Annotated in this window: 12 protein-coding genes and 1 pseudogene; 9 read left to right on the top strand and 4 right to left on the bottom strand. The window is 69.0% G+C overall.

Going from position 1 to position 20522, the window contains the following annotated elements; all coding sequences use genetic code 11:
* Nucleotides 1-251 precede the first annotated feature (251 nt).
* Nucleotides 252-557 (top strand): hypothetical protein, encoded by a 306-nt coding sequence (locus ACWCP0_RS26935; protein ID WP_451081363.1) that lies wholly within the window; start codon nt 252-254, stop codon nt 555-557.
* 50 nt (nt 558-607) lie between these two features.
* Nucleotides 608-3097 (top strand): ATP-binding protein, encoded by a 2490-nt coding sequence (locus tag ACWCP0_RS26930; RefSeq protein ID WP_451081362.1) that lies wholly within the window; start codon nt 608-610, stop codon nt 3095-3097.
* Between the two features lie 284 nt (nt 3098-3381).
* On the opposite strand, the gene ACWCP0_RS26925 is transcribed toward ACWCP0_RS26930, so the two are convergent.
* Nucleotides 3382-3570 (bottom strand): hypothetical protein, encoded by a 189-nt coding sequence (locus ACWCP0_RS26925; protein WP_451081361.1) that lies wholly within the window; start codon nt 3568-3570, stop codon nt 3382-3384.
* Nucleotides 3571-3696: 126 nt separating this feature from the next.
* On the opposite strand from ACWCP0_RS26925, the gene ACWCP0_RS26920 reads away from it, so the two are divergent.
* The 3 genes from ACWCP0_RS26920 (at nt 3697) to ACWCP0_RS26910 (ending at nt 6410) form a co-directional block, all read left to right on the top strand.
* Complete coding sequence (locus tag ACWCP0_RS26920) at nt 3697-4257, top strand: NADPH-dependent FMN reductase (protein WP_451081360.1); 561 nt, start codon at nt 3697-3699, stop codon at nt 4255-4257.
* A 111-nt stretch (nt 4258-4368) separates the two neighbouring features.
* A complete protein-coding gene (locus ACWCP0_RS26915; protein ID WP_451081359.1) occupies nt 4369-5433 on the top strand; it encodes an LLM class flavin-dependent oxidoreductase in 1065 nt (354 codons plus the stop codon).
* The gene (locus tag ACWCP0_RS26910) at nt 5430-6410 is read left to right on the top strand and encodes a pirin family protein (protein ID WP_451081358.1); all 981 of its coding nucleotides are present in this window, start codon (nt 5430-5432) and stop codon (nt 6408-6410) included. The genes ACWCP0_RS26915 and ACWCP0_RS26910 overlap by 4 nt, the downstream gene beginning before the upstream one ends.
* 752 nt (nt 6411-7162) lie before the next feature.
* Here the strand turns inward: ACWCP0_RS26910 and ACWCP0_RS26905 are convergent.
* Nucleotides 7163-10873, bottom strand: coding sequence for a S8 family serine peptidase (locus ACWCP0_RS26905; protein WP_451081357.1), 3711 nt, complete (start codon nt 10871-10873; stop codon nt 7163-7165).
* Nucleotides 10874-11378: 505 nt separating this feature from the next.
* Here ACWCP0_RS26905 and ACWCP0_RS26900 point away from each other — a divergent pair.
* Nucleotides 11379-11474: pseudogene (locus ACWCP0_RS26900) on the top strand (IS982 family transposase); the annotation flags it as partial.
* 595 nt (nt 11475-12069) lie between these two features.
* Nucleotides 12070-12828 carry an SDR family oxidoreductase gene (locus ACWCP0_RS26895; RefSeq protein ID WP_451081356.1) on the top strand — a complete coding sequence of 253 codons (759 nt, stop codon included), beginning with the start codon at nt 12070-12072 and terminating at the stop codon, nt 12826-12828.
* Between the two features lie 502 nt (nt 12829-13330).
* Here ACWCP0_RS26895 and ACWCP0_RS26890 read toward each other — a convergent pair.
* Nucleotides 13331-15637 carry a SpoIIE family protein phosphatase gene (locus tag ACWCP0_RS26890; protein WP_451081355.1) on the bottom strand — a complete coding sequence of 769 codons (2307 nt, stop codon included), beginning with the start codon at nt 15635-15637 and terminating at the stop codon, nt 13331-13333.
* A 1105-nt stretch (nt 15638-16742) separates the two neighbouring features.
* Between ACWCP0_RS26890 and ACWCP0_RS26885 the strand changes: the two genes are divergently transcribed.
* Nucleotides 16743-18098: a mycothione reductase gene (locus tag ACWCP0_RS26885; protein WP_451081354.1), complete on the top strand. Its 1356-nt coding sequence runs from the start codon at nt 16743-16745 to the stop codon at nt 18096-18098.
* Nucleotides 18099-18374: 276 nt separating this feature from the next.
* Here the strand turns inward: ACWCP0_RS26885 and ACWCP0_RS26880 are convergent, their stop codons facing one another.
* On the bottom strand, nt 18375-18848 hold the full coding sequence (locus tag ACWCP0_RS26880) for a MarR family winged helix-turn-helix transcriptional regulator (RefSeq protein WP_451081353.1): 474 nt from the start codon (nt 18846-18848) through the stop codon (nt 18375-18377).
* A 798-nt stretch (nt 18849-19646) separates the two neighbouring features.
* Here ACWCP0_RS26880 and ACWCP0_RS26875 point away from each other — a divergent pair.
* Entirely contained in the window at nt 19647-20120 is a 474-nt protein-coding gene (locus ACWCP0_RS26875; protein ID WP_451081352.1) for a VOC family protein, read from the top strand.
* The last annotated feature ends 402 nt before the right edge of the window (nt 20121-20522 follow it).

Here is a 20522-nt window from a genome sequence, read left to right as displayed (position 1 = left end):
TGTGTGGCCTGCGGTGTTGGACGGCAGTTCGCGTTCGGTGTGTGGCGGAGGAGTGGATTCTCGTAGCGTGTGAACTCCGGTCGGCGTGTAGGTGGGGAGGGTGGTGCGGGGTGGATCCGGTATCGGTGGGGCTGCCGGCGGCGTTGGCGGGTGGCGCTGGTGGTGAGACCGGTCGACAGGCGTGGGCGGGTTTGAGTCTCCTGTTGCGGCCTCCGCTCCGTGGTGGCCAGGAGACCGAGGACGTTCCCACGGTGGGTTCGGAGGAGGTGGAGCCGGCAGAGCTGGAGCGGGCGCCGGCCGATCCGGTGCGCGCGCAGGCGCTGAGTACCGCGCCGGCGCGGGCGGCGGTGGACGCGGACCGCCGTGTCGGCCGTCAGCCGTGGCACGAGCAGGCGAGGCTGCTGCGCACCGGCGACGGTGAGGCGCACCGCACCATCAGCGGTCGGACCTTCAACAGGTCGGCGCTGCGGGGCCGGGGCTTCTCAGGGATCTCCTTCACGACACCGCTCCTGCCGCCGGCCGTCCCCGGCCCCGGTACGCCCGCCGCGCAGGGCTGAGCGGCATGGCCGACGCGGACCCCCGCGGCGTGGGTCGGGCAGGCCCGCGCGTGTCGAACCAGATCAGCGGCGGTGTCTTCTTCCATGCGGTGATCCAGGGTCGGGACATCACCGTGCAGTTGCCCCCGCAGATCACCCCGGCACTGTCCGGCCTGCCCACCGCCGCGGCCACCTTCACCGGCCGCGACGAACAGGTCGAGGAACTGCTTGAGGTGCTGGCACCCGGCGCGGGGCCGCAGGAGGCGGTGCTGGTGGCGGCGGTGGCGGGTCTGGCCGGGGTCGGCAAGACCGAACTGGTCGTGCAGACCGCCGCCCGGGCGCTCAAGCAGCCCGGCTGGTTCCCTGGCGGGGTGCTGTTCGTCGACATGTTCGGCTACGACCCGGAACGCCAACTGTCCCCCGAACGTGCCCTGGACGGGCTGCTTCGCGCGTTGGGCATGCCCGGCGAACACATCCCCGCCGATCTGCAGGGCCGCTCCCGGTTGTACCGCAGCGTGCTGGCCGGGTTCGCCGAGCAGGGCCGCCGGATCCTGGTCGTCATCGACAACGTCTCCACCGCGGAGCATGCCCGCCCGTTGCTGCCCACCGATGGCACCACCGCGGCTCTGGTCACCTCCCGCCACACCCTGGACCTCGACGTCCGCCTGCACGACCTTGCCGTCCTCACCGAGCGTGCCTCGGTCGAGCTGCTCCGCCAGGCCCTCCTGCAGGCCCGCGGCCCCGCCGACGCCCGCGTGGCCGACGCACCCGAACAGGCCGCAGCGATCGCCCGGCTGTGCGCGGGCCTGCCCCTGGCCCTGCGCATCGCCGCCGCCATGCTCGCCGACGCTCCCACCCGCCCCCTGTCATCCCTGGTAGAGGCCCTGGAGGCGGAGCACACCAGGCTGGATCGGTTTCGCCGCGAGGACCGTGCCGTGCGCGCCGCCTTCGACCTGTCCTACCAGCGCCTCAACCACGACCACGCCCGGCTGTTCCGGCTGCTGCCACTCCACGCCGGCCCGGACCTGTCCACCGAATCCGCCGCACACCTGGCGGGCACCGACCAACCCCAGGCCGAGGAGCTCCTGGAGGGCCTCGCCCGCGGCCACTTGATCGAACCCGGACACACCTGGGGACGCTGGCGCCTGCACGACCTGGTGCGCCTGTATGCCGAGCAGCGCGGACATACCCATGCCGACGGCGACCAGCGTGTTGCCGCCCAGGCGCGCCTGCACGACCACTACCGCACCACCACCGAGGCAGCCGACGTCCACCTGGAAACCCTGCCCGGCACCCGCTCCCCCCGTTTCACCGACCGCCACCACGCTCTGGCCTGGCTGGACGACGAACGCCTCAACCTGGTCGCCACCGCCACCGCACCTCCACCCCTCGGTGACCCGGACACCAGCGCCGCTCTCGCCTTCGCCCTCGCCCGGTACCTCGACCACCGCCGCTACTTCGACGACTGGATCACCATCACCACCACCGCTCTGGCCGTCTGCCGCGAACTCGGTGACCGCGACGGCGAGGCTGGGGCGTTGAACCACCTCGGGCTCGCCCTGCGTGAGGTGCGGAGGTTTGGCGAGTCCATCGACGCGCACACTCGGGCTGCTGCTGTCTACGGTGAGCTCGGTGACCGCGACGGTGAGGCTGGGGCGTTGAACAACCTCGGCAGCGCCCTGAGGCAGGTACGCCGGTTCGATGAGGCCATCGACGCGCACACCCAGGCTGCTGCTGTCTACGGTGAACCGGGTGACCGCCACGGCGAGGCTGGGGCGTTGAACAACCTCGGGCTCGCCCTGCGTGAGGTGCGGCGGTTCGATGACGCCATCGATGCGCATGCTCAGGCTGCCGTTGTCTACCGCGAGTTCGGTGACCGTCACGGTGAGGCCGTGGCGATGGACAACCTCGGGCTCGCCCTGCGTGAGGTGCGGAGGTTCGGCGAGTCCATCGACGCGCACACTCGGGCTGCTGCAGTCTGCCGCGAGCTGGGTGACCGTCACGGTGAGGCTGGGGCGATGGACAACCTCGGCAGCGCCTTGCAGGAGGTGCGGCGGTTCGGCGAGGCCATCGATGCGCATGCCCAGGCTGCTGCTGTCTGCCGAGAGTTCGGTGACCGCCAGGGTGAGGCCGCGGCGTTGAACAACCTTGGTCTCGCCCTGCAGGAGGTAGGGCAGTTGGATGAGGCCATGGACGCGCACACTCAGGCTGCCGCTGTCTACCGTGAGCTCGGCGACCGCTATGGCGAGGCTGGGGCGTTGAACAACCTTGGTCTCGCCCTGCGTGAGGTGCGGCGGTTCGGCGAGGCCATCGACGCGCACACCCAGGCTGGCGCGGTCTACCGCGAGCTCGGCGACCGCCACCGCGAAGCCTTGTCGTTGAACAACCTCGGGCTCGCCCTGCAGGAGGGGCGACGGTTCGATGAGGCCATCGACGCGCACACCCAGGCTGCCGCTGTCTACCGCGAGCTCGGCGACCGCCACCGCGAGGCCATGGCGCTGAACCACCTCTCCAGGGCCCAATCCCACGAAGGGCGGCGATGGTGGCGTTGGCGCAGATAACAGGGCCGTTTCCACCAGGGCGGTGCCGCATGAGCCTGCTCGATCCGCTCGCCCCCGGGCCGAGCTCGATCGGTCGGTGGCGGCCGAGGGTGTGAAGCAGAGGCTGCGGTTTTCGAGGAACGGCTTCCACTACGGTGGCGCGCCGGCCTTGCGTGGCTCCTCCATGCTCGACCGGGCTGAGACCACCGCCAGTATCCGCATGCCAGGGGCCGGGGCCCGCGGCGACATCGGCTGCCGTATTGCCGACTGAGGGTGGGTGAGGTTGCAGGTGTCGGCGAGTTCGCTCATCCGCATAGCGGTCTTGGCGGCCTCAGGCAGGAGCACGAGGGGGTGTACTCGGGCAGACGGGGCCTGCCGTCGCGGGCCGTCTCCGCGTCGACCGCGTGCGTCAGCGCCATCGTGACCTGGCCCAGCGCCCGCACGAGCACTTCTTCGGCCTGGTCCAGGGGTCGCAGGGGCTGCTCGGAGGACATGCCTCACACTCCATCTGCTTGACAAGTCAAGCGGATACCGAATCTACTTGATGCGACAAGCACATGTCTGCGCATTTACCTGATTTCGCAAGCTCTGCAACTACATACCTCGCAAAGGTGTAAAGCATGACGAAGATAGGCATCATCCTCGGAAGCACGCGCCCCGGACGTAACGGAGAGGCCGTCGCCCGCTGGGTGCACGAGGTGGCTGCTCAGCGCACCGACGCGGAGTACGAGCTCGTCGACCTGCTGGACTACAAGCTGCCGCTCCTGGACGAGCCCGCCCCGGCGGCGATGGGTCAGTACAGCCAGCCGCACACTCACGAGTGGGCCGCAAAGATCGCCTCCTTCGACGGCTTCGTGATCGTGACGCCCGAGTACAACCACTCGGTGCCCGGCGCGCTGAAGAACGCCATCGACTTCCTCTGCGCCGAGTGGAACAACAAGGCCGTCGGGTTCGTCAGCTACGGCTCCACCGGCGGCACCCGTGCCGTGGAGCACCTGCGCCTGATCGCCGGTGAGCTGCAGATGGCGGACGTCCGTTCCCAGGTGGCACTCTCCCTGTTCACCGACTTCGAGAACTTCAGCGTCTTCAAGCCCGTCGACGCCCAGGCCGACGCCCTCACGAGCACGCTGGACCAGGTCGTCGCCTGGAGCAAGGCCCTCGCACCGCTGCGCGCCCACTGACGCGAGGAATCACGAGACGACCCGCCCAAGCCCCGCACCAGCGCATGACGCCGGTGCGGGGCACGGCCCGCGCATACCCGCCGCCCGTTACCGGAAATGAGAAGCCTGTCAATGACCAACCGAGCTCCGTCCCCTGCGGGTGGGCACCCGATCACGCTCGGTCTGGACACGTTCGGCGACGTGACCAACGATGCCCAGGGCCAGCCACTGTCGCACGGTGAAACAATCCGCAATCTGGTGGCCGAAGGTGTGCTCGCCGACAAGGTCGGGCTCGACCACTTCGCCATCGGGGAGCACCACACCGACTGGATGCCTCTCTCCGCGGCGGACGTGGTCCTCGCGGCGATCGCGTCGCGCACCTCGCGCATACGGCTCGGATCCGGCGTCACCGTCATCAGCTCGGACGATCCCGTTCGCGTTTACCAGCGCTACGCAACGCTCGACGCCGTGTCGAACGGCCGTGCCGAGTTGATTCTCGGCAGAGGCTCGAGCACGGAGTCCTTCCCGCTGTTCGGCTATGACCTGGGCGATTACGACATTCTCTTCGAGGAAAAGGTCAACCTCTTTGCCGAACTGCGCAAGGAGAAGCCCGTCTCCTGGTCGGGCAGCACCCGGCCGGCCCTCGAGGACCAGCCCGTCTACCCCTACAGCGAGTCCGGAGCGATCCCGACCTGGATCGGCGTAGGCGGCAATCCGGAGTCCGTCGTCCGCGCCGCACGCTACGGATTCCCGCTGATGCTCGCGATCATCGGTGGTCCGACGGCACGGTTCGCTCCCTTCGGACAGCTCTTCCGGCAGGCGCTGGAGAAGTTCGGTCAGCCGGACCAGCCTGTCGGCGTGCACAGTCCGGGGCATGTGGCCGCGACCGACGAGCAGGCTGTGGACGAATTCTGGCCCTACTACGAGAAGGCCATTCGTAAAGTGGCTCAACAGCGGGGATTCCGCGCCCCGACCTTCGAGCAGTTCATGCACGACGTCGGCGCTGGAGGGGCACTGTTCGTCGGCTCGCCTGAAACGGTGGCACAGAAGATCGTCACCACCCTCCGGGAACTCGGCGCCAACCGTTTCGACCTCAAGTACGGGATGAACGGTCTTCCGCATGAGGCGCTCATGACCAACATCGAGCTCTTCGGTACGAAGGTGGCTCCCCGTGTGCGCGAGCTGATGGCCTCGTGAGCGACGCCGAGTTCACCCTGGCAGCCCCTGCGGCCAAGGACGCCGGCACGCTTTCACCGGCAGTGGCGGAGGTCCTGCACCCACGGATGGTCCCGCTCGGGGGCCCACGCGCCCATCCCGTCCGACGGACGCTGCCGCAGCGACACCGATCGCTGATCGGAGCGTGGTGCTTCGCCGACCACTACGGCCCCACCACGACCGACGCCGCCAGGGCCATGGACCTGCCCGGTCACCCGCACACCGGTCTCCAGACGGTTTCCTGGCTGTTCACCGGCACCCTCGAACACCAGGACACCATCGGGTCGCACGCACTGATCCGGGCCGGCGAGATGAATCTCATGACCGCAGGCAGGGGCATCGCCCACGCCGAACACACCACCTCGGACACCACGACCCTGCACGGTGTGCAGTTGTGGATCGCCCTCCCGGAGCACGACCGTTACGCCGAACCCCGCTTCGAGTCCTACGCGCCCGAGCCCGTCACCGTCGGGGAAGCCCGCATGCGCGTCTTCCTCGGCTCCCTGGCCGGCTCGGCCTCACCCGTCCGCACGAGCACGCCTCTCCTCGGAGCGGAGCTGGAGATCGCCCCGAAAGCGGTGGTGCGGCTCGAGGTGGACCCGTCCTTTGAGCACGGGATCCTGGTCGACTCGGGCGACATCACCTCCGGCGGGGTCGCCGCCACCGACGCACAACTGCTGTACCTGCCCACCGGAGCGGACTCCCTGACGATCGAGACGGGTGACCGGCCGGTCCGTGCAGTGCTGCTCGGAGGGGAGCCGCTCAACGAGCGCATCGTCATGTGGTGGAACTTCGTCGGCCGCAGTCACGACGAGATCGTCACGTTCCGGTCGCAGTGGCAGCAGCAGATGACCGGTGATCACTCCGAGGCAGGGCCGTACGGACGCTTCCCCGAGGAGTGGGCCACCGTGCTCCCGGCTCCCGAACTGCCCAACGCGCAGCTGAAGCCTCGGAAGTGATGTCCCGGACAGGGCCGTGACGTCAGGGCAGCGCGGTTCCACCGGCCTTCGGCCCCGGAGACGGCAATCTCGCCGGCAGTCTCCGGAACGGCTCCTGGATCCAAGCCGTCGAATCCGAGGGCTCCGTCGGCAGTGATCATGCTGTTGAACTGGGGGAGATCACCGAGTACATGGGGAGCTGGGTCGAGCATCCGCTTGACGTCACAGCGCTCCTGGGCCGGTTCGGTCGTTCCCTCACGGAGACAGCGCGCCGGCGCGAGTGCCGTCGGCTGCTCGCCCCGGTCTGCCGGTTTCTGCCGGCGAGCGATGATCCCGAGCATCCCAGGAACCCTGTCGGTGCCGCGGAACGGCCGGCCGGCCGGCTGCTGGATCTGCTCGCCCGAGGCGGGGCTCGGGGCCCGGCGGCAGCATCCGCTGGGCCCCGAGGTCGGGTCCAGGCCGTCTCACGGAGTCCTGCGGAGGGGATGGCGTCGGCCCGCCGGGCGTGCCCGGCCGGGCGGCTTCTGGGGTGGCCGGCAGGCGGCGATGGTGGTCGGCCGCCGGCAGGAGCGTGGACGGTTGCGGGTTGCGGTGGGTTCCAGCGGGTCCCTCTCATCCGGATGACGGGATCCGCCGGTTCGGACCGGGGACGCGAGCGCGTCGGCCAGGCCCACGATGCGTGCGGCCGGTACCAGCGGGCCCGGGCCGGCGAACGGCGCCGGGCGGGGCCGCCGGCTGCGACCCCGCCCATGCGCGTGCTGTGTCAGATGACGTCAGCGCAGGCCGAAGGCCCGGGTGATCGTCTGCGAGACGCTGTTGTCGGCGCTGTCCCGGGCGGTGACCCGCAGGGTGACGAAGCCGGCCGTCTTCGGGGCCTTGAGGCTCGTCCGCCATCCGTCACCGGCACGGTCCAGGTCGGCCCGCTGCCAGGTCGCCCCGTCGTCGTACGAGATCTCGACGGAGAGCTTCCCGATGGCGGCGGTTGTGCCGGGCAGGTGCGATGCGGTCACCGTGAGCTTGGCACGCCGGTCCGCCCGGCCCGCCTTGTCGGTGTCCACGCCGTAGTCGAGCTGGATCAGCGGCAGGGACTCCACCGACTCGACCCCGGTGGCCGCGGAGGTGAAGTTCCACTCGGTCAGCGTGTGCGTCGAGTACGGGTGGGTCCAGGCGCCCCGGTCGTTGTCGACCACCAGCCGGTAGGGCAGCCGCTCCGCGGCGAGCCTCGGAACCGGCAGGAACTCGGCGTTGCCCCAGTCGAGTTGGCGGTCACCCTGGTAGAGCGACATCCAGTTCTTGACGTCGTAGTTGCCGCGGGTCCCACCGACATGGCCGGCGCCGGAGTCGCCCCAGCCGGGGGCGGGGATGTACACAGTGTCGAGGTAGCGCACCGGTTGGGAACTGACCGGGCCCATTCGGGGTCGCTGGATCGGTCCGAACCAGTTGACCTTGCTGGTCTCACCGGCCGGGTATCGCAGCTTTGCGATCGACTCCTGCCCGGTCTCCGTGGGAATGAAGGCGCTTTCGTACCAAGCGGCCTCGGAGGTGACCCAGTCGGTCCGCTCGCCCTGGGCGGGAGCGGTGACCTGGTTTCCGGCGGTCCAGCCCTGCCACACGTCGTAGCGGAACTCGTTCGCCTTGCCGGGCCGGTGGTTGCGGAACGAGACGTCCACCCGGCCCAGGTCGCGCGGCTCCACCCGCCAGGTCGGGTTCGTCGGGACGGCGCCGGTCCAGTGGTGCACGACGTCATAGAGGTAGTCGGTGGTGGGATGCGAGGTGACCTTCAACTCGACGGATCCGCGCTGGAGCGCGTCGATCAGATCGTCGCCCTGATCGGCGTTGAGTGTGGCGACCGTCAGCGGGGCCGGGCTCTCCGGGCTCCACGGGTTCTCGTCCCAGGGCCGCAGCCGGCCGACGCGGTCGTGGGCGACCAGGAGCAACTGCGCGCCCGCCGCGGCGGCGGCCTCCGCCTGCTCCTTGATCGTGACGGAGTCGCTGCGCCGCACCACCACGGCCTTGCCGCGCACGCCCTTGCGGGCAAGCGTCTCGGCCGCACCCTCGTCGGCGAAGACCGCCGTCAGGGTCCGGGTGCCGGCCGGCAGCGGCTTGGCCGCACGCTTGACCAGCGGGTCGTCGAAGGTTTCCGCCTTCGTGCCCACGGTCAGCGCCGGCTGCTCGAGGCGGAAGCGGGCGCCGAATTCGAACTTGCCGTCGGTGACCTTCTCACCGGTCGGCAGCGCCCAGATGCTGTCGTAGGTCTCGTTGGGCATCATGGAAGACTCGACCAGGCTGTCGGTGAACGACCGGTGGATGTCCAGTCGCGGAGCGACCGCGGTGGTCTGCCTCGGCGCGTGGGCGAGGATCTGACGGGCCTTCCGGCCGTCCAGGGTGACAGTACGGTCCTGGTCCAGCTTGACGTCGTTGAAGGCGAGCATCGCCATGCCCAGCGAGTGCGGCCCGTTGGCCCCCCGCACATCGGCGGTGAGCCATCCGCTGTAGCTGCCGACGGGCATCCGTGCGGTGCCGGTGCCGGACGCGTCGAGATCCAGCACTGTGAACAGGCGGTGAGCGGTGAGGACGACCCTGCCGGACAGCGGCTTGCCCGCCCGGTCCTTCGCGACGACGGTCAGGGTCTGCCGCTGCCCCTCCTTCGCGGCGCCGATCAGGGTCCTGGCCCGGACCTTTCCGGTGCTGTCCTTACCAGTGATCATGCCGCTGATCTGCTGGTCGAGCGACATCCGGTCCAGATCCGCCGTCAGCAGGACGGTGGTGGTGCCGTGCGCGGGAATGGTGACCCGGTCCTCCGACAGGGTGAACAGCCCCGCGGGGGCGGCCGCGTCGATCGCCAGGTCGAGGCTGACCGGGGCGTCACCGGTGTTGGTGTACGTCACCTTCTGGACGTCGGTCTCACCCTGCTCGTGCGGCCACGCGTAGAAACCGGAGAAGGCACTGGTGGTCGCGAACACCGAGGTGTTCACCGCCGCCACGGCGTCGAGCCGCCCGCCGCCCGCCTGGTACGGGGTGTACGACGGGGTGGCCTTGGCGCTGCTGACCAGGGCCTCCTTCAGCTGCGCGCCGGTCCAGTCGGGGTGGACGGCGGCCAGCAGCGCGGCGGCGCCGGCGACGTGCGGTGTCGCCATCGACGTACCGCTCATCGTCGTGTAGTAGCCCGCGCCCCGACGGTAGTGGGAGCGGGCCGCGAGGATGTCGACCCCGGGTGCGGTGATCTCGGGCTTCAGTCCGAAGTCGCCGTCACGCGGGCCCTGGCTGGAGAACTCGGCGAGCCGGTCCGCGGAGTCGACGGCTCCGACGGTCAGTGCGGAGTCCGCGGCACCGGGGCTGCTGATGGAGCGCGGGCCGCCGTTGCCCGCCGCGATGACGAACAGCGCGCCGGTCTCGCGGCTGAGCTGGTCGACCGCCTGGCTCATCGGGTCGGTGGCGTCACCGCCTCCGCCCAGGCTCATGCTGACGATCTTGGCCTGCTGGTCCCGGGCGGCCCATTCCATGCCCGCGATGATCCAGGACTCCTGGCCGGAGCCGTTCTGGTCGAGCACCTTGCCGATCTCCAGCCGGGCGCCTGGGGCGACTCCGCGCTCCTGACCGTCGGAGGCGCTGCCGGTGCCGGCGACGGTCGAGGCGACGTGGGTGCCGTGACCGTGGTAGTCGGCGATTTCCGGCTCGTACGGGATGAAGCTGGCGCTGTCGTCGATCTGCTCGGCCAGGTCGGGGTGTTCGGGGTCCACACCGGTGTCGAGGACCGCGACCTTGACGTCCTTGCCGGTGTTGCCCTCCGCCCAGACCTGCTGCGCGCCGATCTGCGCGGTCGAGTCGGACAGGTCGGCCTTGACCTTGCCGTCGAGCCACACCTTGGCGATACCGGCCGCGAAAGCCGGCTTCGCCGAACGGGCGGATGCCGAGCCCGAACCGCCGGTGAGCGCGGACCAGAACGCCGGGGCCTGCTCGCGGTTCTGCGCGAGGGCCGCGCCCTGCATGCTGCCCAGCCGGCGAACGACCGTCGAGCCGGCCATTTTGGGCTGGGTCCGGGACTTGGCCGCGGCGTCGTTGTAGCTCACGATGAGCGGCAGCCGGTCGGCGTGCGCGTCGTCGTACCCGTCGGCGATCAGCTGCGTCACGTTGAACAGCCGCTTGTCCAGCTTCCCCGTGCTGACGTACGGCATGACCGAGTCGGGATAGACGTAGGTCGCGCCGTCGATGACACTGCGGTGGAAACCCGTGGTGGCTCCGTTCGCGCCTTCGAAGGACCGGATGACCGTGCCGTCGGCGGCAGTGCCGATCGTCACCTTGTCACCGGTGATCAGGGTGACGGTGTGTGTGCTGCCTTTGCCGGGTGACTGGTGTACGGCCCCGGCGGGTGGCACCGGACCGGCCGGGGCCGCGGATACCGCGGCGGTGGCTGGTATGACCCCGAGTGCCAGGGCGGCGACCACGCCGAGCGCGACCGGCCCGGGTCGGGGGATGGGAACCATGGACAAGGAGACTCCTCAAGCGCTGCGAAGAGTGGAAGAGCATTGATCATCCGGGCCACCTTCGACCTTGCTCAATAGGCAGGTGCTGTCGCTCTTATGACATGGCGCAGGTACGACACCGCGGGGATGGGCCGCCGGGGCACCTTGCTGGCACGACCTGATGACCCGGCGGAGATGACCGCGCCGGTGATCATTACGGCAAGTGTCAGCAGCAAGACGCGCCGTCTGCCGAAGAGGTCACCGAGACGCGCCCGCTGACCGGCGTCACGATCGAGCCGGTCAGAAGAAGTGTGATGGTGACGACCCACGATGCGTCGGCGGGTGAGGCGTTGAGAACTGCGGGAAGACTGGGAACGAGGGGAATGACCAACGTCTGCAGCAGCGCCGCCGGCAGGCTGGTGGCGGCGAGTACGGCGACTATGGCCGAGGGGGACCGGAAGGTGTCATGCGAGTCTCCTTGCCGGGCGATTCTTTGGATCATGGACACATCGATCCGCCAGACCTTCAGGGCCGGCTCAACCGGGAACGACACGGCGGCAAGAGCCCGGCCGGGACAGCCGCCATGGGCCTGGCCCGCGTCATCGCGCCGACCGCCGCGATCATGACCACGGTGCGGTTCATGCACGGTGGCTACGCCTCCGTAGGGTCCCTGGAGTGGTACCCCCGGCCCCCGCGTCGACGCGGTCGCCCGGCACGTCACCGAGCGAGACCCCGCCGCACACAGCCGTCGGTGAACCTTCGCGCGTCAGCGTCAAAGGTGAAGTCAAGTACCGCAGACCGGGACGCGTCCCGAGTGCTGAACAGGTGCGGCACGGCCCGAAAACGGCGACCGTGGTGGAGGAGACCGGTTCTCGCGGAGGACGGAGTATGGCGCACAGCGCCCGGCCATTGACCACGTGTGATCGTTGTCTGCGGCGATGGGCACGACCGAGTCCTGGTTCAGCAGTGCAGTGCTCCTCGCGAAGGTCGCCAGGAACGCTGCGCACACGCACGCCTACGCCGAATTGAACAGTTTCAAGAGCTTTTCCTCGCTGGGATCCGAGCCCGCGCCGCCCTCGGGATACTGCGCGACACGATCCAGCCGTTGAGCAGATCGGGGAGACCGGCACCAGGCTGAAGGCGTACAGCCATGGCGGTCCAAGGGGCACGGAATCCGCGCGAGGCGTGATGACGACGAGCACGGCAGAGGAGGAACCATGAGCACAGCGAGATCTGTATCGTCCGGCCACCGCGACCCGGCGCTGCTCGGGCAGACCGTTGTCGTCATCGGCGGGAGCGCCGGCATCGGGCTGGCGACGGCGAGGCAGGCACGCGCCGAGGGGGCAGGCGTCATTCTGACCGGCCGGAACCCCGACCGGCTGCGGAGCGCGGCGACGGACGTCGGCGCGGTCGACACCGCAGTCTTCGATGCGAACGACCCGGTGTCGTTGGAGCGGTTCTTCCAGGAGCTGCCGGAGCCGATCGACCACGTGATGGTCACGGCCGGACACCCGACCTACGGGCCGCTCCTCGAGATGGACCCGGATCAGGCGCGCCGGGCGATCAGCGAGCGCATGGTGCTGGCGCTCGAGGTTGCGCGCCACGCCGTCGGCAAGGTGCGCCGCGGAGGCACGGTGCTACTCATGGGCGGCACCGGCGCTCGGCGGATCGGTCCCGGTCTCGGGATCGCGCCGACGATCACCGCCGCTTTGCCGGTGCTCACGGCCAGCCTCGCGCTCGAGCTCGCGCCGGTCCGGGTCAATCTCATCGCAGCCGGCTTCGTCGACACTCCGCTGTCGGCAAGGCTCCTCGGCGACGACCTCGACGCCCGTCGCGAGGAACTGCGAGCCAGGCTGCCGATCGGCCGCGTTGTCGGACCGGACGACGTCGCGGCCCTCGCTGTTCACATCATGACCAACACCGCCCTGACGGGCGCCACCTACGACGTCGATGGTGGACAGCATCTCGTTGGTTGAGAGCAGGGCCGGAAATCATGGAGTTCCTGGTCGAGTTCGAGCTCCTTCTTCCGGAGGGGACACCGGAGTCGGACGTCGAACAGCGCGTGAGTGCCGAGGCCGTCGCCGCTTCCGCCGCCGAAGAGTCCTGCGGCTGACGCTCCCTCGGCCCTCGGTTGGAGCCGCGCTCGTCTGGGCGCGTGCAGGGAGCGGGTGTGGCTGCGCACGGCCCGTACGTCCGTTGAGGGAGCCCAGAGTCGCGCATCTTGACCACGCAGACTTCTGTAGGTTCCCTCGCACTCTTCTGGTGCCGCATCAGAGAACCTTTGCCCTGTCGGGATGTGACGCACCGTCCGGGTGCTGGTCCTACTGATCCTGCTGGTCCGTGTGCAACTCTGCGGTCACTCACAGCGCGTCCTTCGAGCTCCAAAACCGTCTGCGAGCGACGGGGAGGGGTCCATACCCTCCGGGCATGGACCTTCGCGAAGAGCTTCCGAGCGACAGAGAGTCTGGGCGATCTGGGTCATGTGGAGAGGGCCGACGCCCCTGTTGCTTGTTCTGCCCAGACGGTCTTTCCACGCGCCTGGTAGCGGGTGCCCCACTGGTCAGCGAGGCTCGCGATGATGAACAGTCCGCGGCCTGTCTCGTCGATGGTGCGGGCGTGTTTCACGTGCGGAGCGCTGGGAGCGGTGTCGCTGACCTCGCAGGTCAGCATCCGCTCGAAGATCAGGCGTAGTTGCAGGGGCGGAGCGCCGTAGCGGATCGCGTTGCCGACGAGTTCGCTGACGATGAGTTCGGCGGTGAACGCGGTTTCCTCGTCCAGGCCCCAGGCCTCAAGTTGGCGGCGGGCCGCTGCGCGGGCGATCGGCGCTGCCTCGGGGTTCGCGGGTAGCGAGCGGGTCAGTACCCGATCCGTGGGCAGCGCCTTCGTGCGGGCGAGCAGCATCAGCGTCTCGCCGGTCCGGTGGCTGCTTGTGAGTGCGTGCGCGATGTCGTCGCGCAGGTCGGGCAGGGGCTTTGTGCCGGCGCCGTCCAGGAGTGGACGCAATGGACCGGATGGCGCCAGGACCTCATCGGCGAGCGCGGCCGTGCCCATCGCGAGGATGCTTCCCTCGGGGAGGTCGACGGTGGTCGCGGGGAAGGGGGCGGTGTCCGTTCCGGCGAGTGGGGGACCTGGGAGAACGCGCAGGCCGGCCGAGGTGCCGTCGGGGAAGACGGCGACCGGCTCCGGGAGACCGGCGCGGGCGATGGTGCAGGTGAGATCGACCGGGTCGTAGATCGCGATGGAGCAGCCGGCGGTGAGCGGCTCAACCTTGAGGGGATCCATGGGAGGCAGTGCGGCGCGCGCGGCGGCGAGACGGGCTGTGGTGTCGCTCAAGCGGGCCAGCAGCTCGTCGGGCTGCAGGTCCAGGGCGGCGAGTGCATGGACGGCCGTCCGTAGGAGTCCCATCATGATGGCGGCGGGAATGCCCTGCCCTGCCACGTCGCCGACGATCAACGCGGTCCGTGCGCCGGGCAGCGCGATCGTGTCGAACCACGCCCCGCCGCCCTCCGGGCAGGGAAGGTGCAGTGGGGAGATCTCCACGGTGGGTTGTGGGGCCGGTTGCTGGGGGAGAAGCCTGCGCTGGACGGTCGACGCGATAATCCACTCACGCATGTACTGAGAGGCGTAGCCGATGCAGAGCGCAGCGTGCGCACACACCGCGGACGCCACCGCGACGTCATCCTCTTCGAAGGGGTCTTCATGCTGGTGGCGGTAAAAGCTGACCACGCCCAGCGCCTGACCGTGCAACACCAGTGGTGCCACGATCAGGGAGTGCGCACCGGATCTCCTGACGGCCTCGGCCCGGGCCGGGTCGGCGGCCAGCCACGAGGTGTCCTCCGCGAGCGAGACGAGGCGCGGCCGAAGGTCGGACAGGACGTGGGAGAAGGGGGTGCCCGTCGGCAAGGGGCCCACATCTCTGACCGGGTGGGCCGGGACGTGGCCTTTGGCGGCTGCTCGGCGCAGTGGAACGTTCCGGTGGACGGGGACCAGGGGAGGGTCCTCGCCGCGGACGACGTCTTCGACCACCTCGACATCGGCGATGCCCGCGAAGGCGGGCACTACCGCATCCACCAGCTCCCAGCAGACATCCATCACGTTCAGTCGGTGTCCCACTCGTGTGCGGACCATTTCCTGGAGGTCCAGGCGGTTCTGTGCGTTCTCGCGCTCGGTGACGTCGACCGTGGAAGCCACCAGTCCGAGCACATCGCCGCGGGAGCCCTCCAAGCGGAAGTAGGAGACGGAGTAGAGTCGCCGCTTGCGCCGGCCTGGTGGCTTGACGCCCCGGACTAGCCGGTTCACTACCGGCCCTCCGCTCTCCAGGACCCTGTGCGCCACGGCGGCTTCTTCCTCGGGGTCTTCGAGTTCACACGCCTCGGTGAAATGCTTGCCCAGCAGCTCTCTGACCGGCGTGTCATGCGGGGCGCGGCCGGCGCTGCTCATGCGGACCACGCGCAGCCGGTCGTCGAGGACGTGCAGTCCCACCGGTGACTGAGTGAACATGGCCTTCAGGATCGCCACGTCCTGTCCCGACACGGTGTCTCCTGCTGCGAGCACCTGCCAGACCACGGAGGTACCTCGCAACACCGGCTTGACCAGCACCGCGGCCGCATCCGAGAGCCTTTCCCGCCGCCGTTCGTCGTCAGCGGCGACCTCGCGCATGAGCACGGTCACCAACTGGCCGACTGCCTGTTCGGCGGACCACCCGAACAGTTCCTCCGCCGGACGCCCCCACTCGACCACCCGGCCACTCTCATCGATGAGTACGAGCACGTCACCGCTGGGCATTCGAAAACACCTCCGCCTCCATCCTTGCCCACGCGTGCCGGCGGCAGGCCCGCACACCCGATGGCTACACCGATCGGCTCAGCCCGCTGGCCACCAGGGCTGTCGTGCTTCACCGGTAGATCCTGATCTTGAGGGTGCAGGGCACGGCTTACCCGGTGCCTCGTGGGTTGCTCCGCCCTCATCCGCAAGGTCAGATCATTCTCCGACAGCGCCCAAGCCGACATCCGCCAAGCACTCGGGCCCGGATTTCGCCGATCTCCATCTCCGCGACCTCCACCTGCGAGCACTCGCCGAAAAGGCACTCTCCAGGGCCGAGGACGAGGTGGGCCTGCGCAAGATCACACAATTCCTCAGCCTCAACGAACCAGCCGACAGCCACGATGCGGACAGCCGTCCGTATCCGATACCCGCGAAGCTCGCAAAGCCCCAGCCCCAGCCCCAGCCCCAGCCCCAGCCCCAGCCCCGGGCCTGGCTCGAGCCTGTGCGCAGCCTCCCGCGCGGCGCGGCGCGCGGGCACGACCGGGCACGACCGGGCACGGGACAGCGGCTGCGCACCTGATCCAAGAGCGACGTCGCCGCAACCCACTCCGCTGGTACGCCCCCGTACTCGACCAAGGCCATCCAGGGCATCCCGGATCGACCCACACCCCGTCACGCAGCGCGCGACACCATCGGTGCGGACCCGGGCGTCAAGCACCCGGCTGCCCTCTGGCAGCCCGTGACGGGCGATGCCCCTTCGAGCATGCCGGCGGCCAACCCCTGGCACCCGACGAAAGCCGAGAAACGACTGATGCGGGTGCAGCGGGCACTGGCCTCCACCGGGAAAGACATCGCCGGCAGGAGATGGCCGGCGCCGCATTGGTTGCCTCCATCGCGAGGTGTCCGTCCGCCGTGGCATTGCGCTGCACCAGCTCACCAAGGAACTCGCTACCGGCTGATGTCGCACTGACATTGCCCGCCGATGCTCCATTTTCCGCGACAGGGATCTTAGGGGTATTTTGCATGGAAGGGACCCTGAGACTTAAATTCGGGTGAAACGGACTCGCGGTCTCCAGGGAGGCCATGACTGTATGGCCGAACATTTCGTCGCGGAAGGTGGACGAGCGTGCGGCAATACGATCTTGTGGTCCTGGGGACGGGCAGCGGCAACATGCTGCTCAACGACGATCTCGCTCATCTGCGCGCCGCTATCGTGGAACCGGACCGCTTCGGTGGCACGTGCCTCAACCGAGGCTGCATTCCGAGCAAGATGCTCGTCGTCGCCGCCGACGCGGTCGAGGGCGCGCGGGCGGCAGCGCGGCTCGGTGTCCATGCGACCGTTGAGCACGTCGACTGGAAGGCCATTCGCGACAGAGTGTTCCAGCGCATCGATCCACTGCATGACAGCGCGCTGAACTACCGCAGGGACAACGGCGTTGACGTGTACACCGAGGAGGGGCGATTCGTCGCGCCGAAGGTGCTGCAGGTGGGAACCGAGCGGATCACCGCTGACACGTTCGTCGTCGCGGTCGGATCACGGCCTGTGGTGCCGAACATCCCCGGACTCGACACCGTGCCGTACCACACCTCGGACACCATCATGCGGATCGACGAAGTGCCCGCATCCATGGCCGTCATCGGTGGCGGTTTCATCGCGGCGGAGTTCAGCCATGTATTCGGCGCGTTCGGTACGGATGTCACGATCGTGCAGCGGGGACCGCGCCTGCTGATGGCGGAGGACGAGGAGGTCTCGGCGCGGTTCACCGAACTCGCGTCGCAGCGACATCGCGTCCTTCTCGATGCCGCCGTCACCTCCGTCGCACGGCGTGGTGACGACGTTGAAGTCGCCGTGACCTGTCCGGGTGGCGACCATGTCGTCCGGGCCGCGACGCTGCTGGTGTGCGTCGGCCGTCGGCCCAACACCGACCGGGTGGACGCGGCCGTCGGCGGACTGGAACTTGACGAGCACGGCCACATTGCGACCGACAACGCCTACCGCACCTCAGTACCGGGGGTCTGGGCACTCGGCGACGTGGTGAATCACTTCCAGCTCAAGCACATGGCCAATGCCGAGTCGCGCCTCGTGCGGTACAACCTGCTCCATCCGCAGGACGTGCGCACATTGGCCAACAAGGTTGCGCCGCATGCAGTCTTCACAAGCCCGCAGATCGCCAGCGTCGGATTGACCGAGCAGGAGGCGCGCCGTCGCAAGATCGAGTACCTGGTGAGTACCCGTGACTACGCAGAGACCGCATACGGATGGGCGTTGGAGGACACCACCAGCTTCGCGAAAGTCCTGGCGAACCCTCTCGATCGTACGATCCTCGGTGCCCACATCATCGGCCCACAGGCTGCGACGCTCATTCAGCCATTGATCCAGGCGATGACACTGGGCCTGACGGTGGACCAGGTCGCCCGGGACGTGCTGTACATCCACCCCGCACTGACCGAAGTCGTCGAACAGGCTCTGCTGGCCTTGTAGTCCCGAAGAAGCCATCTCATGTGGCGTGTTCGCAGCATGCGCCCGTGGGGTTCGTGGAGCGTCTGGTACCGGATGAGTCGGGTGAGCCTTCCACGAGGGGCCAACTCGACCCGGTCACTCCAGTGCCGGCTGCCCCGAACCTCGCAGTCCTGGCTGACGGCGAGAGCGAACCGCAGGGGTGGGCGGCGGCGGATGCGCTGGGCGCTGGAGTGTGCACGAGGCAACGAATTGGCCCGGGAACCGCTCACGGAGGATCGGCGGCACGCAGCGGCCGGGTCAGTCACCTGCGGAGACGTTGGCCGTCAGACGCTCGAGGAGGGACTTGGCAGCCTCGGTCTCCCAGGCGGTGAAGCCCACGGCGTCCCCTACGGCGGCGGGGATGGGGCGAGCACGCTCGCGGAGCTCGACCCCCTGCTCGGTGAGAGAGATCTGCACCGAGCGCTCGTCGTCCACCTGACGCTCGCGCCGGATCAGCCCGCCTGCTTGCAGGCGCTTCAGCAGCGGCGTCAAGGTGCCGTAGTCGAGCTGCAACAGCGTGCCCAGGGTCTTGATGGGGAGGGCGCCGTGCTCCCACAGCACCAGCATCACCAGGTACTGCGGATAGGTCAGGTTGAGCTCCTCCAGCAGCGGGCGGTAGCGATTGGTCATCGCGCGCTGCGCCGCGTACAGGGCGAAGCACAGCTGGTCCTCGAGCAGCATGCTGGCCGTGGCGGCGCCGGCCTGCTCGACGTCCGTCTCGATGTTGCCCATCGGGACTCCTCTCCCACGCGACTCTTTCGCGCTGACAGCATACTCCACACTGTTCCAGTGTGCAATTATATTGTGCACAATCGAAATGGCATTGGGTTGGCAGCGCATAACGGAGCCCTGGGTGCACCGCACTGTCACAGCATGAAGTCGACTGCTGTCCGCGGCGGCACCGGTGGTGCAGCATGTCCGCGCCCGCACGTCCGATCCGTGCGGGGCTGTCCGCAGGGGCTGTGCACGCACCGAAACCGTGCCATCCGGTGCTCCGCGACGGGTCCCAGGACCCGATCGGCCCGTGGTCGGCCGGTTCAAAGGATGGCGACGGCCGCCACGAGTCCGGCAACTGCGGCAACGCCGTGGATCTCCAGACGTCGCGGCAGCGTCGTCCGTCTCAGGCCACGGCATGAACCGCCTCGCAGGAGTTTCCTCGAAGGGTTCCGCAAGCGCCGGCCCTGATGTGGCGACCGCTGATCGCATCGTCGTCGGCGGGATTGCGCCTGTCCGTCCGTGGTGCGCCCCAGGCCCCTGCGGCGAAACCACGCCGGCCTGCTCGGACTCCGGGTATGCGCCGAGCGATACCTTTGTCACACTCTCATTTGTGACACTTTACTTGCGCACAAGTTAAGTGGAAGGTAGGTTTCCTGCCAGGTTGGACCGCAGGGATGAGCCACCCCTTCGGCCATCACCGCCGTCCGCCGCAGCAGCCGCGGGGCGCAATCGCCCCGGCTGCGACCACTGCCTGTTGAACCGGTGACGCATTGGATGCGTGATTCACCGACGTCAAGAAACAAGGACATCCCCATGGATCTGAAGCTCGAAATGATCGTGCTGCCCGTCTCCGACATCGATCGGGCCAAGGCGTTCTACGAGAAGGTCGGATTCCGCTTGGACGTCGACTACACGGCCAACGAGGACTTCCGGGTCGTGCACTTCACGCCGCCCGGTTCCGAGTGCTCGATCATCTTCGGCGAGGGGATGACCCCCATCGCACCCGGCTCGTTCCAGGGCCTGTACCTCATCGTCTCCGACATCGAGGAGGCCCGCGCGGAGCTCACCGGCCGCGGCATCGGGGTCAGCGAGATCTTCCACGACGCAGGCGGCCTCCTGTACCACGGTCACGACGGTGGGGACGTCACCCACCGCGGCCCCGGCCAGGAGCGACGGGCCGGCCTGCACCCCCAGCGCGCCTCCTACGGCTCCTACCTCACGTTCAGCGACCCGGACGGCAATGGCTGGGTGCTCCAGGAGGTCACACAGCGTGCCCCCGGCCGCTGACCCCCCAAGCCACCCCAGGTGTACGGGCCGTCACCAGCCCGGACGGCGGCCCGGCCCTTTCAGTCCCTGGGGTGCAGCACCGGCGAGGCCGAGCAGCCGGATCCCCGCGCCGAGCGCAGGGCGACCACGGCCCGGACGGCCTGACGGCTCTCGCACTCCAGGGCCGGGCACAAAATGCGACCTACCGCCCAGCGGCCCACCTGTCACGGGGGCCGCGTCGACTCAGCGGCCGCCGCGCGGACTGCACGGTGAAGGACCAGCGCGCCGCTGGTCAGGGCCGGGCACCGAGAGGCAGCCGGCGTGCGGGGAGCAATCCGCTCCCGTGACCACCCCCCACGACCGGACGCTGCGGCTCTCGGGCCGTCCGGTGGCGGGGGAGCAGCGGCGCGCGGTCCGTAGCCG

It is taken from the genome of Streptomyces sp. NPDC001970, from assembly GCF_053594115.1.
This window is presented reverse-complemented; position numbering and strand designations above follow the sequence as displayed.

Bases quoted from the DNA above. Each gene is read 5' to 3' on its own strand.
- ACWCP0_RS26925 (WP_451081361.1), bottom strand. From the start codon at position 3,570: ATGTCCTCCGAGCAGCCCCTGCGACCCCTGGACCAGGCCGAAGAAGTG.
- ACWCP0_RS26920 (WP_451081360.1), top strand. From the start codon at position 3,697: ATGACGAAGATAGGCATCATCCTCGGAAGCACGCGCCCCGGACGTAAC.
- ACWCP0_RS26915 (WP_451081359.1), top strand. From the start codon at position 4,369: ATGACCAACCGAGCTCCGTCCCCTGCGGGTGGGCACCCGATCACGCTC.
- ACWCP0_RS26905 (WP_451081357.1), bottom strand. From the start codon at position 10,873: ATGGTTCCCATCCCCCGACCCGGGCCGGTCGCGCTCGGCGTGGTCGCC.
- ACWCP0_RS26895 (WP_451081356.1), top strand. From the start codon at position 12,070: ATGAGCACAGCGAGATCTGTATCGTCCGGCCACCGCGACCCGGCGCTG.
- ACWCP0_RS26890 (WP_451081355.1), bottom strand. From the start codon at position 15,637: ATGCCCAGCGGTGACGTGCTCGTACTCATCGATGAGAGTGGCCGGGTG.
- ACWCP0_RS26880 (WP_451081353.1), bottom strand. From the start codon at position 18,848: ATGGGCAACATCGAGACGGACGTCGAGCAGGCCGGCGCCGCCACGGCC.
- ACWCP0_RS26875 (WP_451081352.1), top strand. From the start codon at position 19,647: ATGGATCTGAAGCTCGAAATGATCGTGCTGCCCGTCTCCGACATCGAT.